Origin of the sequence: Methanocella arvoryzae MRE50, assembly GCF_000063445.1 — an archaeon.
In the GTDB taxonomy this organism is placed as follows: Archaea; Halobacteriota; Methanocellia; order Methanocellales; family Methanocellaceae; genus Methanocella_A; species Methanocella_A arvoryzae.
Genome location: NC_009464.1, coordinates 1,565,431 through 1,581,605, shown reverse-complemented (window position 1 = coordinate 1,581,605; position 16,175 = coordinate 1,565,431). Strand labels below are relative to the sequence as shown.

Below are 16,175 nucleotides of genomic sequence, written 5' to 3'. Positions count from 1 at the left end.
GTGGGTTCGTTTCACTGATATGTCTATCTATGAAGGTCGAATATATTAATCGTTTGTAGCCTAAGCGACTGGCTATTATGGCAGTTATTTTCACTAATAAGTTTTACTGCGCGGGCATTTAAAACTTGATCTACGATTCCGGGGACTAAAACGGAACATGGCGGGAAATCGCCAGTTTTTACGGCCCTTCTTCACCGTATCCTTAAGCTGTTTACAGGAGAGATCGGCATATGCGGAATCGCTTTTTATAAATTTTACCAGATTGACCATAATTTATAAACAACTGCTTGTTATACAAATAATTGTAAATAACCCGGTAGGCCATTGAAGTAAATTCTTTCTGTGGAAAAAGGTGAGGCTGGTAGATAATTATGTCCGAATGCTTGCAAAAATTAGTCCTTAACTCTGAAGTGAGAAAAAATCTTGTGCTTCAGTTGCTGGAAAGGCCATCAGCGTTGACAGAGCTGGAAGAATATTTAAACGTGAGGCCTTCGAACCTGATTCCGCAGCTTAACAAGCTTAAAAGTAATAATCTGGTTATCAAGAATGATGGTAAGTTCCGCTTAACCTCTACCGGATCGATCCTGGCGAAAAATCTGCGTAGGCTAGATGCTCTTGCGAGGCTTATCGGGAAAAACGAGCAGTTTTTAAACGAGCACGACTTATCCCCGGTACCTGAGAGCTTGCTACACAGGATCGAGGATCTGGGTGACTGCACGCTGATTGAGAATAGTTTGGAGAACATAACGGCAACCTTCAGCGAGGTAGTTGATAAGCTGTCAAAGTCGGAAAAGATCTCAGTCATCTCTTCGGTTTTTGACTCGCGTTATCCAGAGCTCGTTTTATCGATGGCAGGCAGAAAAGTACCCGTTTCAGTTATTGTTACCGAGAACATTTTCGAGGTACTGGAGAAGGAGTATGCCGATGCACTCGAAGCATATTTAGAGCATGATAATGCTCGGCTGTATGTGACGGATGACGCACGGCTGGCGTTTGCCGTCACGGACACCTTCACGACCCTGTCCCTGTGTAAAAACGGAGCTTTCGATGTCTCGACCAGCCTGATGAGCTTCGGGCCGCCGGCGATAAGGTGGGGAGAGGAGCTTTTCGAGCATTACCGACAAAAGTCGCGGGAGATAAGAAATCCCTGATGAATAAGCTCTTTTTATTTGAATTATCTTCAACGGCTTCATGCACTTGAATAATAACGTATTATCATGGCGGCTCTAATGTTACATGATATTATACTCGTATCATAATTGTTTATAATGCATTAATAAGCGAGTATTTTTTTCGCAAAAATTATGATGTGATAAATATAAGTACTTGAAATCTAAGTACTTTTCTTGCAAGCATCTGATCTGATATTCATGAGGCTACAGCGCCTTTGCGTAGCGCTTGTATTCGGATTTGGAGCATCTGGTTGGATAGCTGGATGTACATGTTCAGATTACCTATGCAGTACTGGCAATCAGTGGGGATGTGATCAGTACGATAGCCATGATTGTGGGTAAATACTCAATGAATATAAATCGAGGAATAATATGAGTAAAACTTTTAAAATTTTTTATTATTTTATATTTGTTATATTACTTATTTTATTTATGTATAGTATTATATTTTATAATTTATATATATTATTTGCATCAATTGGATATATAATAATTTTAATACACATTAAAAATCCCATGCAAATCAAAAATAAACTTATTAATAAATCCTTATTATTTTTAGGATTAATGTGCATATTAATTTCATTTTATATTGGCATATCTAGGTCAACTAACGTTGAAGACTCACTATTATCAATATTAATATTTAGCATATTAATCGTAATCGTATTAATGATTATAAGGATCTATAGGGGGAATCATAAGTGAACTATAAAATTACGATACTGATCGGGATATTATTAACTATCCTTATATGTGGGTGCATTGCAGCACAAATCGCCATGGATGGTCAAGAATATAACTTAAATGACGGTGAATATATCTACCATTCAGAATACGTTGATCTGACCAAAAATAACATAATGCAAACACAAATAACTTTTTCTGTGACAAATAATGAAAACAATTCATATATAACAAAAACCACCGTTACACCTATTGATAATAACCTCACTTCCCGGTTTTTTGGTAACATGATTCAAGGCTCATGCGTTCGATGATGTCTTTCTGTTTCTTGGTCAGTTCTGACAGTAGCCAGTCTCCGTCCTCGAGTTTGATCATGTGTATTTTTTCGAGTTCCAGGATCAGGTCCTCGACGCAATACTTTTTATCGAGTCGGGTTTCTTCGAGGTGTTTCTGAAGGCGCATTCTCAATATCAAGGCGAGGAAGCAGATGAATAGGAATCCTTTCATCGTAGATTCTTTTCTCACATTCAAAGGCACAGCATCAAGATCGTTCTTCAAGTGGTGGAATCGTTTCTCGACCTGATCCCGTTCCTTGTATGTGCGGAGGCATTCTTCCCAGGTCATCTCCCCGTGATAGCAGAGGATGTACCTGCCCATCCGGTTGATCCGCTGACTCACCGCGTTCTTCTTGATCGTGACGGTGAGGCTGGAATCGATGTTTCGTTGAACTTCGATGTAATTGTACAGTTTGCCCGCGATACTGCGCACGATCCGTTCAGTATCATATGGATTTTTGATATGCCTGTTTTTCAGTTCGTCCACGACATTATACAATCGTTTGTAAAACAGGTTGGTATCCAGATTCTCCCGGTTCCTGTCGTAATAATAATAGCCCTTCACCACGAGGCCGTCAACGTCAATGGATACCGGTTTGACGAAGATGACCGTGTCATGGTACTTCCGAAGGTTGTCCGGGTCCTTGATATCATCATGCAAACTGGTGATCATTTCTTTAACCGATTTCAGAGTGGTGCTGGCAGGAATGACAAATACTACATTTTCATCAAAGAGCAGTTGGAGATTATCTTTACTAAAGAAACCCCTGTCAATAATCATGGTATACCTGGCGATTCCCAGATCCTTGATCCTTCGGACGGTATTGAACAGGGTGGATACATCGACGATGCTACCCGGGTAAACATCGTACATGAGGGGGATGCCCGAGTCCTTATCTGTAACAATGCTGAGATTGACCTGTGCAGTGCTCAATCCATCCCGGTTATACCCATACTCCAACATGTTGATCAGTTTAGAGTAACTGCTGAGACTGGTAAGATCGTAGATCAAAGCACCGGTGGAAAACCGTTGGATCATACCTTTGAACAATCCTGTAGAGGCGTCGCTTTCACCGATACGTTCCAGGAATTCGCTCAACCGTTGACTCGTAGTCTGGAGATCCCGGAACTCGGATTGCTCCGAGAGATAAGATGCCTCGTACCATGATTCCACGTTCCTCATGCTGACCGGCCTGAGGACACGGTTAAAAGCTAACAACAGAGCGGTTTTAACATCCCTATCAGGGAGTTCATCCTGCAGGATCTCTTTTAATCCCAGCTCCTCAACGATCTTTAGGAGTGGTTGGAATTCCCCGTAACCTAGAGCCCTCCGAGGCTTTTTGGCTGTCTCTCTGACCTTCACCGGTTTACCGTCAACATTCTTGCCCAGGTATTTCACCGTCTGCCGTATCTGTTTCTTCTCTTTATCATAATACGGGGTTACTTCATAGAGGTACTCCTGCCCTCCCCGTTTCCGCACCTGCACAAAACTCTCCACATGTTACCAATTGATAACATAACATGATAAAGGTTACGGATAGATAGATCGGCATACACTAACTACATTAAAAAATCAGGATATTACCAAAAACCGGGAACTCAGGATGTACCGATGAACAGAACTGTATTTGGTTCTTCTATGCAAAACACTGGGCTTTCCAATGGGTGTACTTCACATATTCCTTCTTCCCCGATTATTTCAGGATTTGTGGATATACTGAATGGAATAATGCCGGTATTAGTGATCCATATTAGATAATAAGTAAAATAAACCATGGTACTAATTGTATCATGGTTTACATTTTTATTCGACAGATCAACTGTGATAATGATGTGGTAAATAATGGCTAACATAAAAGTGGTATTGGTAGAAATTGCAAGCCAGCTGGTAGCATTAATCATATGCTATCTCTGGCTGATAAGCATCCTGATTGCGACTATCAGCGTTTATGGTGATGCTGATAAAACTCCTGTTATCATTAATACGATCAACCTGTGGGCAGTGATGCTATGGGTTGCTTTTGGAATGATCGCGGTGATCTCCATCCTTTGTCACACTGCGTTCATGATGTTGTATCTGAGAGGAACTGAACGGGCAGCGATGCTGAAACGTGACATCAGTTATCTCATACCAGTCGTATCGGGCATTATCATATGGTTTATCGGATTAATCTTCCTGGGAATACTTAACGTTCCTGTAGATAGTAAAACTGTCATCCTGCCTGGATATGTGGTGATTTTGCTTTGTCTTGCGCCAAAAATATTCGACATGTTCCGAAAAAGGCCGGCTACCCGGAGCGATACATAATCGCATGTCTCATCCTCGACTCCTTGATCAAGCTCGGGTCTTTTCAAACGACCGCAAGTCTTCGGCCCTATTTCCTATCTGAGTCAACACTATCGCGCTTATCGTCAATAGTACGCAATTTAGCCTATTTTTCAGTATGCGGAAGAAAACTTACGCTCTAAAACGCGTCCGGTCCAGTATTTCAGTTCCATGTATCTATCTGGCCCTGTATAACTGTCCAGCATCAGCTTAAATCGACTTTATGCAAGCCATTTCCTAAAATTTCGACTGTCGGCGGCCGTATTTCAAAATCGGCTCTTATATTCGCGAAGCGAATCGCAAAATATATAACCAAAATGCTAGTATCTACCACAGGTACACTACAATGAAGGCAGTATTAGGACTGGAAGACGGGACTTATGTGGTCGGTGATGGTTTCGGAAAAGAGGGCGTGACGTGCGGCGAACTGGTCTTCGCTACACCAACCACGGGCTACGAAGAAGCGCTTACAGATCCTTCGTACAAAGGCCAGATACTGCTTTTTACATATCCTCTTATCGGCAATTACGGCGTTAATAAAGCCAGTTTTCAGTCTTCCGGCATCAAGGCCGAAGGCCTCGTGATCCGGGAGCGCTGCGATCATCCTTCTCATAACCTTTCTACCCGTAACCTGAGCCAGTTCCTGGACGACGAGAACGCCTCGGGCATATGCGAGGTCGATACCCGCATGCTGACCATCCGGATCAGGACGGCAGGCACCATGCGCGCGGCCATGATCGTGGGTAGCGATGATGGGGAGAAGGCCTGCGAACTGGCCAGAAAGTGGCAGTTCCCGAAGGACATCGTCAACCAGGTCACCTGCAGGCAGCCTTACGAGATACCGGGCAACGGCCCGAGGGTGGTGGTCATGGACTTCGGCGTGAAGCGGTCCATCGTCGACAACCTGGCCCACAGGGGCGCCCACACCATCGTAGTACCTGCCACCACGTCCGCCGAACAGGTCATGGGCTACCAGCCCGATGCCATACTGCTCTCCAACGGGCCGGGCGACCCGGAGAACGCGACCAACGGCATAGCGGTCGCAAAAAAGCTGGCCGGCCAGCTCCCGATTTTCGGCATCTGCCTCGGCCACCAGATCGCCTCCCTGGCCCTCGGCGCCAGCACCTACAAGTTAAAATTCGGTCACAGGGGCGCCAACCAGCCGGTCATCGACCTCGAGACCGGCAAGGTCTACATCACCAGCCAGAACCACGGCTACGCGGTGGACCCCGCGAGCATCGATGGCAGGGACATCAAAATCACCCACGTCAACGCCAACGACGGCACAGTCGAAGGTATGAAGAACGACGCGCTGAAGGTCTGGAGCGTCCAGTACCACCCCGAAGCCAACCCGGGGCCGCAGGACACGAACTGGTTCTTCGACTCAATGTTACAGAGGATAGGTGGTCACCATGCCTAAGAGAACGGACATCAAGAAAGTATTATTAATAGGCTCGGGGCCCATCCTCATCGGCCAGGCCGCCGAGTTCGACTTTAGCGGCAGCCAGGCCTGCCGCTCGTTGAGGGAAGAGGGCATCCAGGTCGTCCTGGTCAACTCCAACCCGGCGACCATCATGACTGACCCGGAGATGGCCGACGCCGTGTACGTCGAGCCTATTACGCCGCAGGTCGTCGCCCAGATCATCGAGAAGGAGCGCCCCGACGGCATCATCGCGGGCCTCGGAGGTCAGACCGGCCTCAACATCACCAGCGAGCTGGCCGAGATGGGCGTGCTGGAGAAGTTCAACGTCAAACTGCTGGGAACGCCGCTCAAGGCAATCTACGATACCGAGGACCGGGACCGGTTCAAGCACGCGATGGAGAGCATCGGCGAGAAGGTGCCGAGGTCCATCCCCTGCCACTCCGTAGAAGAGGCGGTCAAGGCGGTCGAAACGCTGGGCCTGCCGATGATCATCCGCTCCGCCTTCACTTTAGGCGGCACCGGCAGCGGCGTCGCCCGCACCATAGAAGAGGTAAGGCAGATCGCAGAGATCGGCATCAAGCGCTCCCGCATTCACCAGATCCTCGTCGAGGAGAGCATCCTCGGGTGGAAGGAGTTCGAGTACGAGGTCATGAGGGACGCCAGCGACACCTGCATCACTATCTGTAACATGGAGAACGTCGACCCGATGGGGATTCACACCGGCGAGTCCATCGTCGTGACGCCGTCCCAGACGCTGTCCGACGCAGACCACCAGAAGCTGCGCACGGCGGCAATCAAGATCATCAGGGCCCTGGGAATCGAGGGCGGGTGCAACATCCAGTTCGCCTGGAAGGACGGGGACTACCGCATAGTGGAAGTCAACCCCCGTGTCTCAAGGTCTTCCGCGCTGGCCAGCAAGGCCACGGGCTATCCAATAGCCCGGATCGCCGCCAAGATCGCCATCGGCCTGCGGCTGGACGAGATCAGGAACAAGGTCACCATGGAGACCCCTGCCTCCTTCGAGCCGACCATCGACTACGTGGTTGTAAAAATCCCGCGTTGGCCCTTTGACAAGTTCAAGACCGCGGACAAGCACCTCACCACCTCGATGAAGTCCACCGGAGAAGTCATGGCGATCGGCCGCTCCTACGAAGAGGCGCTGCAGAAGGCGCTCAACTCCCTGGACATCAGCGAGTTCTGGGGCTACGGCAACTGGTCCAAGGACGAGATGGCGGAGATCCTGTCGAAACCTACCCACGAGCGCATGTTCGTCATCTTCAAGGCGCTCCGCACCGGAGCGTTCACCGTGGAGGAGATCGCTAAGCTCTCCAACATAGACCCATGGTTCATCCTCAAGATCAAGAACATCGTCGACATGGCCGAGAAGCTGAAGTCCGCCCCGCTCGACCGGGACCTCCTGCTGAAGGCGAAGCGGTTAGGGTTTACGGACGAGTGGATCGCCGAGATCCGGGGAGTCACCCAGGAGGAGATCAGCGACCTGAGGCATAAGCTCGGCATCATCCCCACGTACAAGATGGTGGACACCTGCGCCGCGGAGTTCGCGGCCAGCACGCCCTACTACTATTCCTGCTACGAGCAGGAATGCGAGCTCGCGCCCTCGGACAGGAAGAAGGTGCTCATCATCGGCGCCGGCCCGATTAGAATCGGCCAGGGCATCGAGTTCGACTACTGTACTGTGCACGCTGTCCAGGCTCTCAGGGAATCGGGCATCGAGGCGCACATCATCAACAACAACCCCGAGACCGTGTCGACCGACTTCGACACGTCTGACAAGCTCTTCTTCGAGCCGATCACGCTGGAGCACGTGATGAACATCATCGAGAAGGAGCGTCCCTTCGGCGTCATGGTCCAGTTCGGCGGCCAGACCTCAGTAAACCTGGCCATCCCCCTCCAGATGGAGCTGAACCGCAGGAAAGACCTTAATACCGTCATCATAGGCACCAGCCCGGACGACATGAACATCGCCGAAGACCGGGACCTGTGGAGCCGGTTGATGAAGGAGCAGGGCATCCTTCAGCCGGAAAGCGGCATCGCCTACTCCATCGACGATGCTAAGGCGGTCGCCCGCAGAATCGGCTTCCCCATCCTCGTGAGGCCGTCGTACGTGCTGGGCGGCAGGGCCATGGAGGTCGTCTACGACGAGGCCGACCTCGAGCGGTACATGACCGAAGCGGTCAAGGTCAGCCGCAAGCATCCCGTCCTTATCGACGACTTCCTGGAGAACGCAGTAGAGATCGACGTGGACGCGGTGTGCGACGGCAAGGACGTCCTGATCGGCGCCATCATGGAGCACATCGAGGAGGCCGGTATCCACTCCGGCGACTCCGCTTGTGTCATCCCGCCCCAGTCGCTGTCCCCCGATGTAATGGACCAGGTCCGGGTCATCGTGAGGAAGATCGCGCTCGCCCTCCGGGTAGTGGGCTGCATCAACCTGCAGATGGCCTACAAGGATGGCAAGGTCTACGTGCTGGAGGCAAACCCCCGGTCCTCGAGGACGATCCCGTTCGTCAGCAAGGCCACCGGAGCCCCCCTCGCAAAGCTGGCTGCAAAGGCCATCATCGGCCACTCGCTAAAGGACCTGGGCTACACGGAAGAGCCGAAGCCCAGGCACGTCTCCGTCAAAGAAGTCGTGCTGCCCTTCGACAAGCTGCCCGGCGCAGACCCGGTGCTCGGCCCCGAGATGAAGTCCACGGGAGAAGTCATGGGCATCGACCTCGACTTCGGCAGGGCGTTCTTCAAAGCCGAACTGTCAGCCTTCAACTCGCTGCCTCAGGAGGGCACCATCTTCATGTCCGTCCGGGACGCAGACAAGGAGCACATGGTGAAGATCGCCAAGATCCTCCACGACAACGGCCTGCAACTAATCGGCACCGCCGGCACCAAGGAGTTCCTCGAGTCCCACGGAATACCCATCAGGCAGGTGCTCAAGGTCTCCGAAGGCAGCCCCAACGTCATCGACCTGATGAGGGAAGGCAAGGTCCAGCTGGTCATCAACACCCCGACGTCCAAGCAGGCCAGGATGGACGGCTTCCAGATCCGCCGCGCGGCAGTCGACTACGAGGTGCCGTACGCCACCACCCTGCAGGCTGCGAAGGCATCCGCCGACGCCATCAACGCCATGGGCAGACGCAAGCCCACCATCAGGTCTCTCAACGAGTACCTGGACATGGACAGGCCCGTTGCCCCCGTCATAGACGCCGCCAAAGAGTAAAATTAGCAATAGGGGCGGGTATTCGCCCCACACCACTTTTTCGATTTTTCCAGGCAGAGCAGCCTGTCTCTCCACCTTCCGTATGCAGATCCCTGTTCAGTCTGGCGATTTTCTGTTCAGGAGCGGCTCTCGAAGATTTTCTCCGGAACGCTTGATAATATGATAAAAAACGGCCGGAAAATAAAAAAGAATTTGTACTTCCTCCTATAATGTCTATTTAGCGGCCGTGCACACTGACGGCCCGGGTAGTAACAATTATGATATCATGGATACGAGTGCCTCTGGCCACAGTTTTGTTTATCGGATCGGCAGCTTTGCTAATCTCACCTCAGTCTCCTATCCTTGGCCTGGATGGTTACTTAGGCGGCGCCGCTGCCATAGCATGCATCGGGTGCCTGGTGTACTCGTTCACGCTGTACTCCAACCTCGATATGGTCAAGAAGTAAAATACTGCGTATAGGGTGGCAGTCATCTGTTTTTACCAGCTTTCGGCCGCAGGCCGATAGCCTCTCCAAATTCTTACTCTTAAAAAAGAAGGAGATAAGCTCAGTAGCTTATCTCGATATCTCCGCCCATCGTGCTCAGCCTGATATCCAGCGAGCCTGCGCCGCCGTAGGTCTGGCCGACCAGCTTCGTTTTAGTCTTCTCAGTAGCGTTCATCTGGATGGAGCCGTGGGACACTTTGCCGCCCATGGTCGAGGCGTCGACGGTGAACAACGTGCCTGCCGGCAGCCTGACATCTATGTCTCCGCCCATTGTGTCCACATCGAGCTTGCCCGTGGTCTGGGATGCATCGACGTCGATCCTGCCGCCGAGAGTACGGAGGGTCACGTTAGACGCCTCGTAAGTTGCGATGATATCTCCGCCCATAGTGTTCATGTACACTGTCTCGTACCTGCCGCCGTCGAGCCTGAGCTTGCCGCCCATGGTATCCATGTAAACCTTCTTACCGTGGAGAGAAGGCACAGTGATGTCGCCGCCCATGGTGTGGAGGTCGAGGGCATACGAGGAGTTCCGGGGGACCGTTACGGTGACGTGGGCGCCCCAGTTGCCTGAGATGATCGATGTGCCCGGCCTGCGCTCTACCACAGCGGTGATGCGGGTCGTGTTGTCGTCTACCCGCACGCTCTTCGTGCTGGCCAGCATGTCGTCCAGCCTCCCTGCAGGCGCGTACACATCATAGGTGACCTCGATCCTGTCTCCAGCAGACTCTTCGATGACGACGTTGCCCCCGAGTGTATCGACGTATATCTCGACGTTCTCGGCCGCAGCGTGACTGGTCGTGACTTCCCTGTGATCTACATTAAACGTGTTTGTCTGGACGTTGTTCGCGAACATGCACAGCCCGCAGAATCCGATTCCTCCGAAGAGCAGGACCAGGATTCCGATGATCGCCAGAATGGCGAAGATGACCTTATCTATCATTTATTACTTCCTCTGATCTGTATTGAAACTCTTAAACGATCTCTATCCCGCCGTTGGATGTGCGCAAGTACACAGAGAAGGCCTCTGTATAGTTGCCTGCCGTATGCCCGGCGATACGGTTGCTCTCCTCTGTGGTCAGCACCATCGGGAAGGCAGCGTGCCTGATGCGGCCGTTCGAAGTCGACGCTTCGATCGAGAAGCCTGCCGTATCCGGCAGATCGACCGATATCCTGCCGTTGGAGGTGATCGCCCTCAGGCTGCCGGCCGGCTGCGTGGTGTCAAGGTCGATGCCGCTGTTGGAGGTCTCGAACACGACATCCGTAGCGTTGTACTTAGCGACGATCCTGCCGTTACTGGTCTTCGCATCGATGCGGCTGTAGTCGCCGCCCTCAACCGTGATGCCGCCGTTGCTGGTCTGGAGCTTCAGCGCCTCGCCGCTGAAATTGCCAACGTGAACCCGGCCGTTCGATGTCCGCACGTTTATATCGTACAGCGACTCCTCCGGAACGTAAACGTATACGTTGCCGCCGAGGTTGCCGAAGCCGGCGGCGACCACGTCAGAAGTCAGGCGCCTGACGTCGACGTTGACCTTCATGCTCTCGTTGTCTCCCCCGAAATTAGCGTCAGCAGTGATCTCCCCGATGCGTCCCTCTGGGGCATGCATAACTACCTTTACGTCTACCGTGTCTCCGTCCGACGGGAGCACTTCCACAGCGCCGTTGAACGTGCTAACGTCCAGCTCTATTCTGTCCGCTGCCGCGTGGCTGGCATTATACTCCTTCTGCTCAATTGCGAAGCCCGCCAAGCCGACGTTCTGCACCGGGGCTAAAGAGAGGAACGCACAGGCTCCCGCCGCTGCCGCCAGTACTGCCAGTACTGCCAGGATCAGGACCAGGGCAATGATGCCTCCTATTATGAGGACGAACCTGTCTCTGAATACTCCGCCATCCTTCACCGGGTAGCCTGCCGCGATCTTTTCGGCGGGCCCCATCCTCGCGAGGACCTCGCGTACGATAGATTCGTTCACCGCGGTGTTCCGCTCCGCCGCGAGTGCGTCCGCGCTGTCCAGAATGTGGGACCGCAGCTCGTTCCTGACATCGTCCCGCTGCTTGTGCCCCATGCCTTTGGTAACTTTGTTTAGATAATCGTCAATCAGCCTGTCGTACATCTACGCATCACCTGCCGTCATCTGCGATTCCAGGGTATCCAGCGCCTGGGTAACCGACTTCAGTGACTCCAGCAGCTTTTCTCTGATAACCCTGCCATTTTCCGTAATCACGTAGTACTTCCTCGGCCTCGGGCCGCTGGTCTCCCACCGGCTGGTGAGGATCTTCTCGTCGTCGAGCCTCCGCAGAATCGGGTACAGCGTACCCTCCTCCACCGCCAGGCCGACATCCTTGAGATGCTTGATGATATCGTAGCCATACAGCTCTTTTTCCAGGAGGCACATCACGGCCACCTGAATGACGCCTCTCTTCACTTCGGTCTCAAACCGATCCATTATATCGGCCATTGTACATCACTCTAAATGATACTACTATATACTACACATATGCTTGTGTGACGTACCATACTGTATGACTCTAAGTATAAATAAATTACTGGCGCCTGGAGCATTTGGCTCAAAATCAAGTGGCGATGGAAAGTTCAAAATAGCTTCAAAATAGCCCGAGCCAAAGGCTCTAAACATAAGAAAAAACTCCCGTACTAGCTTTACCATTGCAGGTGGCTCGTCATTGAGTCAGTGGATGATGGCTAAGTCCGTTTTTGAGGTGAGGTATAATTATGACGGACATGAGGTCCGTGCGGACTTGGGTGTCGGTGTTTGCGTGTTTGGCGTTTTTAGCGGACGGCGCATGCATACGGGAGGAGGGTTTGGCCGCCGGATAGTTTAGCTTGCAGCGACCAGCCTGCGCACATCAGCTGGTAAGAGTAGGCATCCACCTGCATTTATGGAGCCAGTACCGGAGGATAACGTATGGGCCGGCGGTTAGGTGTTCTCGGCCCTCATACGATCTCCATGGGGTATATATGGTTGCGGTATATTTTGGTTAGGGAACCTTGTTTCCCGTTTTTGTTTTTCGTTTTTACTTCGGAGTTGGTATGTATGGAGTTCTGAAATTGTCCTTGAAGCACTGACCCTGCGGCTTCATGGATGATTCCAAATGCAAGCCTTAGTATATATAGTTTTCGTTACTAGCTGTAAAAGTCTTTCCAATGGTAGATTATATCATTATTTTTATCCGTGCCTGAAGAAAATCGCTGTACTTATAACCCTTTTGTGCGAAACTGTTTTATACAGTACCTCCCATTTTACAGCTTTTTCCCGGGCGGGCCCGGGCCTTCGGCCCGTGTATAATATCGAACCAGATCTCTCTGCGGCGAAGCCGCTGCCCAAAGTTTTATCTTCTCTAACATTATTTACGATGTCGAAGGAAGACTATGGTCAAGAAGGTCGTTTTAGCGTATTCCGGAGGCCTGGATACCTCCGTGTGCATCCCCCTGCTGAAGGAGAACTATGGCTTTGACAAGGTGATCACGGTCACCGTCGACGTGGGCCAGCCCCCCGGAGAGATCGAGACCGCGACGAAGAAAGCCAAACTGATCTCTGACAAGCACTATACTATAGATGCCAAGGACGAGTTCGTCCGCGACTACATTTTCCCGATGATCAAGGCCAACGCAATGTACGAGGGCTACGTGATCGGCACCAGCATGGCCCGCCCCCTCATCGCGAAGAAGTGCGTCGAGATCGCCAAAAAGGAGAAGGCCGACGCCTTCGGCCACGGCTGCACCGGCAAGGGCAACGACCAGCTCCGGTTCGAGGCCGTCTTCCGCCAGACCGACCTTCCCGTCGTCGCCCCCATGAGGGAGATGAACCTCACCAGGGAGTGGGAGATCGAGTACGCTAAGAAGCACAAGATCCCCGTAGTAGCGACCAAGGCCAAGCCCTGGAGCGTGGACGAGAACATCTGGTCCCGCAGCATAGAAGGCGGTAAACTGGAGGACCCGGGATTCATACCCCCCGAAGACATCTACGAGTGGACCCAGGACCCCTTAAAGGCCCCGGAAAAGCCCGAGATCGTCTCGATCGGCTTCGCAAAAGGCGTCCCCGTGTCGCTCAACGGCAAAAAGATGGGCGGCGTAGCCCTCATCCAGGCGCTGCAGAAGATCGCCGGCAAGCACGGCGTCGGCAGGACCGACATGATGGAAGACCGGGTGCTCGGCCTGAAAGCGAGGGAAAACTACGAGCACCCCGCGGCCACAGTACTGCTAACGGCACACAAGGACCTCGAAAAGTTCTGCCTCACCAGGGCGGAGCTCAAGTTCAAGGAAACCGTGGACTCCCAGTGGGCGGAGCTCGGCTACATGGGCCTCGTCGACGAGCCGCTGTTCGACGACCTGAACGCCTTCATCGACCGCACCCAGGAGAGAGTGAACGGCACCGTTAAGGTAAAGCTCTACAAAGGCAGCTGCATGGTGGTCGCCAGAGAGTCGAAGACGGCGCTGTACAGCGAAGAGCTGGTGTCCTTCGACGGCAAGACGCTGGACCAGAAGGACGCGGAAGGCTACTGCAAGTTCCACGGCTTCCAGGCCCGGCTGTACAAGAAGCTGAACGAAAAACGTTAAAGTAGTACAGTAACGCTTATAAGAGAGTGTGTACTATACGCAAGTCGCATCATGATTATTTAAAGGAGAAATGAACATGGCAGAAGGTAAACAGGTAAGCAAGTGTGTCTCCTGCAAGGTCAACCTGACCGGCGAAGGCGCAGCCCAGTTCAAGTGCCCCATATGCGGAGAAGACATGGGCCGGTGCGGAAAGTGCAGGCAGCAGTCCAACCCGTACGTATGCCCGAAGTGCGGTTTCCAGGGGCCGTGAGCCACTATGGCAGACGTAGTAGCGTCTATCAGAGTCATGCCGGACAGCGCAGACCGTGACTTAAACGAGCTCATGGATGCGCTCAAGGCAGCAGTGCCGGCAGGCACCAAATTCCAGAAATTCGAACTCAAGCCCATCGCTTTCGGCCTGAAGGCGATCATGGCCACCGTCACCGTCGACGACAGCGAAGGCGGCACCGAGCCAGTCGAAGAAGCCTGGTCGAAGGTACCCGGCGTCGAGAGCGTCAACGTCGAAGCCACCGGCAGGGCATTCTAAGGCTAAGGCTAAGGCTAAGGCAGAAAGGGCGCCTGGGGATCATTGAGAGGTCCTACAGGCTTCGCCTTTTATGCGCTCGCCTCGCTCGCTTGCAGAGGGCGTAAATGCCCGCGAATAGTATTTATAGTACAAATGTTATTTGTATTTGCAAAACTGGGCTCTTAACTCAGGGGTAGAGTGCTACGTTCGCAACGTAGATGCCGCGGGTTCAATTCCCGCAGGGTCCACTAAGTTTTGGGAGGGTCTGCCAGGGAGCCTTTTTCAAAAAGGCTCCCTGACAGACCCTCCCAAAATTTATCTATTATGCCGTTCCTGTTATTCCCGTTGCATCAGAGGCAATGATTATGGCATCAAAAGGCGGTAAAAAGGCCCCTCAGAAGGGCGCAGGCAAAAAGAACTGGATGAAGGTAGCCATACCGGTTTTCCTCATACTGATCATGGTGTTATCGATCTTCGCGATCTTCACCAGTCCCCCCTCCGACGTATCGGATAACCCTGTCACTGAGATCAGGTTCAACTCCATCGTGGATGGCCTTGTGATCGTACCTCCGGGAGCGGACTACGTCAGGTATGCGGACATCCAGTCTGACGCCGGAATTGGCGACTGGACTATGAGTAACCTGAGCGGCAGCATTCCGGACCCGAACACGTTCGGCGGCCAGCCGCAGAAAGACCTGCTGGTCAACTACCCCGAGGAATATTTCGGCCCCTTCGCAGAGCAGTGGGTGTCGATCACCGACTTCGGGCCTAAGTACGTCATCAAGAACCCCAACCAGACCACCTACCAGGGCGTTCCCATGCGGGCTATCAACTCGCTCTACACCTACTCGGAGACGAGGCCTACCGTGAGCGGCAGGATCCAGAATGTCGCCGACATGATCCTGTACTGGTCCAACCCCGGCAACCGGAGCTCCTACGATAACTACTACGATCTCATCGTACAGCTGAAGGGCTACCCGGTCAACGCCACCGACGCCCGCCTGGCGGTCGTGGGCACCACGTCCCTGCTCAACGCCTCTGACCGGTACTACGCAGGCATCACCCCTGCTGCCGAAGAGGGCAAGTACCACTACCAGGCCGTGCTCCACTTTAACCGGACGCTCAACGAGACCGAGAAGCAGCAGTACAAGAACCAGTACGAGCTCATCGGGAACACCATAGCCGGCTTTGACGCGTACCAGATCAACTACCAGGGCGACTATATGATCCTGAACGCAAAGGGTGATCTGAACACCTGCGTCAAAGACATGACTGACTCCTGGCGGTTCATCAAGGCCTGATGGCCATAAAAGTTTAAGGTCTAAACAGGGGGCCTTATTTCAAGGCTCCTCCTGATTCTTTTTTTCTACGAAATCTTACAGGCAGGCAAAGAGCATCCGCTTCTTATGCCCTAAATCTTATAAAAAGGATAAGACGAAG

Annotated in this window: 13 protein-coding genes and 1 tRNA gene; 10 read left to right on the top strand and 4 right to left on the bottom strand. The window is 52.4% G+C overall.

Annotated elements, in window-relative coordinates:
- Positions 1 to 371: 371 nt before the first annotated feature.
- Complete coding sequence (locus RCI_RS07930) at positions 372 to 1,151, top strand: helix-turn-helix transcriptional regulator (RefSeq protein ID WP_012035906.1); 780 nt, start codon at positions 372 to 374, stop codon at positions 1,149 to 1,151.
- Positions 1,152 to 2,123: 972 nt separating this feature from the next.
- Here the strand turns inward: RCI_RS07930 and RCI_RS07920 are convergent.
- Complete coding sequence (locus tag RCI_RS07920; protein ID WP_231844973.1) at positions 2,124 to 3,680, bottom strand: IS1634 family transposase; 1,557 nt, start codon at positions 3,678 to 3,680, stop codon at positions 2,124 to 2,126.
- A 357-nt stretch (positions 3,681 to 4,037) separates the two neighbouring features.
- Here RCI_RS07920 and RCI_RS07915 point away from each other — a divergent pair, with 357 nt between their 5' ends.
- The 4 genes from RCI_RS07915 to RCI_RS17500 all read left to right on the top strand — a co-directional run bounded on the left by RCI_RS07915 (position 4,038) and on the right by RCI_RS17500 (position 9,621).
- A complete protein-coding gene (locus RCI_RS07915; protein WP_012035903.1) occupies positions 4,038 to 4,502 on the top strand; it encodes a hypothetical protein in 465 nt (154 codons plus the stop codon).
- 364 nt (positions 4,503 to 4,866) lie between these two features.
- Positions 4,867 to 5,940 carry a glutamine-hydrolyzing carbamoyl-phosphate synthase small subunit gene (carA, locus tag RCI_RS07910; RefSeq protein ID WP_012035902.1) on the top strand — a complete coding sequence of 358 codons (1,074 nt, stop codon included), beginning with the start codon at positions 4,867 to 4,869 and terminating at the stop codon, positions 5,938 to 5,940.
- Positions 5,933 to 9,175: a carbamoyl-phosphate synthase large subunit gene (gene carB, locus RCI_RS07905; RefSeq protein ID WP_012035901.1), complete on the top strand. Its 3,243-nt coding sequence runs from the start codon at positions 5,933 to 5,935 to the stop codon at positions 9,173 to 9,175. The genes carA and carB overlap by 8 nt, the downstream gene beginning before the upstream one ends.
- Before the next feature lie 314 nt (positions 9,176 to 9,489).
- The gene (locus tag RCI_RS17500) at positions 9,490 to 9,621 is read left to right on the top strand and encodes a hypothetical protein (RefSeq protein ID WP_269446494.1); all 132 of its coding nucleotides are present in this window, start codon (positions 9,490 to 9,492) and stop codon (positions 9,619 to 9,621) included.
- A gap of 100 nt (positions 9,622 to 9,721) precedes the next feature.
- On the opposite strand, the gene RCI_RS07900 is transcribed toward RCI_RS17500, so the two are convergent.
- Genes RCI_RS07900 through RCI_RS07890 form a run of 3 tightly spaced genes read right to left on the bottom strand, consistent with a single transcriptional unit; the run spans position 9,722 to position 12,113 of the window.
- Positions 9,722 to 10,600 carry a DUF4097 family beta strand repeat-containing protein gene (locus tag RCI_RS07900; protein ID WP_012035899.1) on the bottom strand — a complete coding sequence of 293 codons (879 nt, stop codon included), beginning with the start codon at positions 10,598 to 10,600 and terminating at the stop codon, positions 9,722 to 9,724.
- A gap of 31 nt (positions 10,601 to 10,631) precedes the next feature.
- Positions 10,632 to 11,768 (bottom strand): DUF4097 family beta strand repeat-containing protein, encoded by a 1,137-nt coding sequence (locus RCI_RS15745; protein WP_012035898.1) that lies wholly within the window; start codon positions 11,766 to 11,768, stop codon positions 10,632 to 10,634.
- Positions 11,769 to 12,113 carry a PadR family transcriptional regulator gene (locus tag RCI_RS07890; protein ID WP_012035897.1) on the bottom strand — a complete coding sequence of 115 codons (345 nt, stop codon included), beginning with the start codon at positions 12,111 to 12,113 and terminating at the stop codon, positions 11,769 to 11,771.
- Between the two features lie 929 nt (positions 12,114 to 13,042).
- Here RCI_RS07890 and RCI_RS07885 point away from each other — a divergent pair.
- The 5 genes from RCI_RS07885 (at position 13,043) to RCI_RS07865 (ending at position 16,036) form a co-directional block, all read left to right on the top strand.
- Complete coding sequence (locus tag RCI_RS07885; protein WP_012035896.1) at positions 13,043 to 14,230, top strand: argininosuccinate synthase; 1,188 nt, start codon at positions 13,043 to 13,045, stop codon at positions 14,228 to 14,230.
- A gap of 76 nt (positions 14,231 to 14,306) precedes the next feature.
- Positions 14,307 to 14,480: an HVO_2753 family zinc finger protein gene (locus RCI_RS07880; RefSeq protein WP_081477379.1), complete on the top strand. Its 174-nt coding sequence runs from the start codon at positions 14,307 to 14,309 to the stop codon at positions 14,478 to 14,480.
- A 6-nt stretch (positions 14,481 to 14,486) separates the two neighbouring features.
- Complete coding sequence (locus RCI_RS07875) at positions 14,487 to 14,756, top strand: elongation factor 1-beta (protein WP_012035894.1); 270 nt, start codon at positions 14,487 to 14,489, stop codon at positions 14,754 to 14,756.
- Positions 14,757 to 14,911: 155 nt separating this feature from the next.
- Positions 14,912 to 14,983: transfer RNA gene (locus tag RCI_RS07870), tRNA-Ala, on the top strand.
- 117 nt (positions 14,984 to 15,100) lie between these two features.
- Positions 15,101 to 16,036 carry a hypothetical protein gene (locus RCI_RS07865; RefSeq protein WP_048198264.1) on the top strand — a complete coding sequence of 312 codons (936 nt, stop codon included), beginning with the start codon at positions 15,101 to 15,103 and terminating at the stop codon, positions 16,034 to 16,036.
- Positions 16,037 to 16,175: the final 139 nt, after the last annotated feature.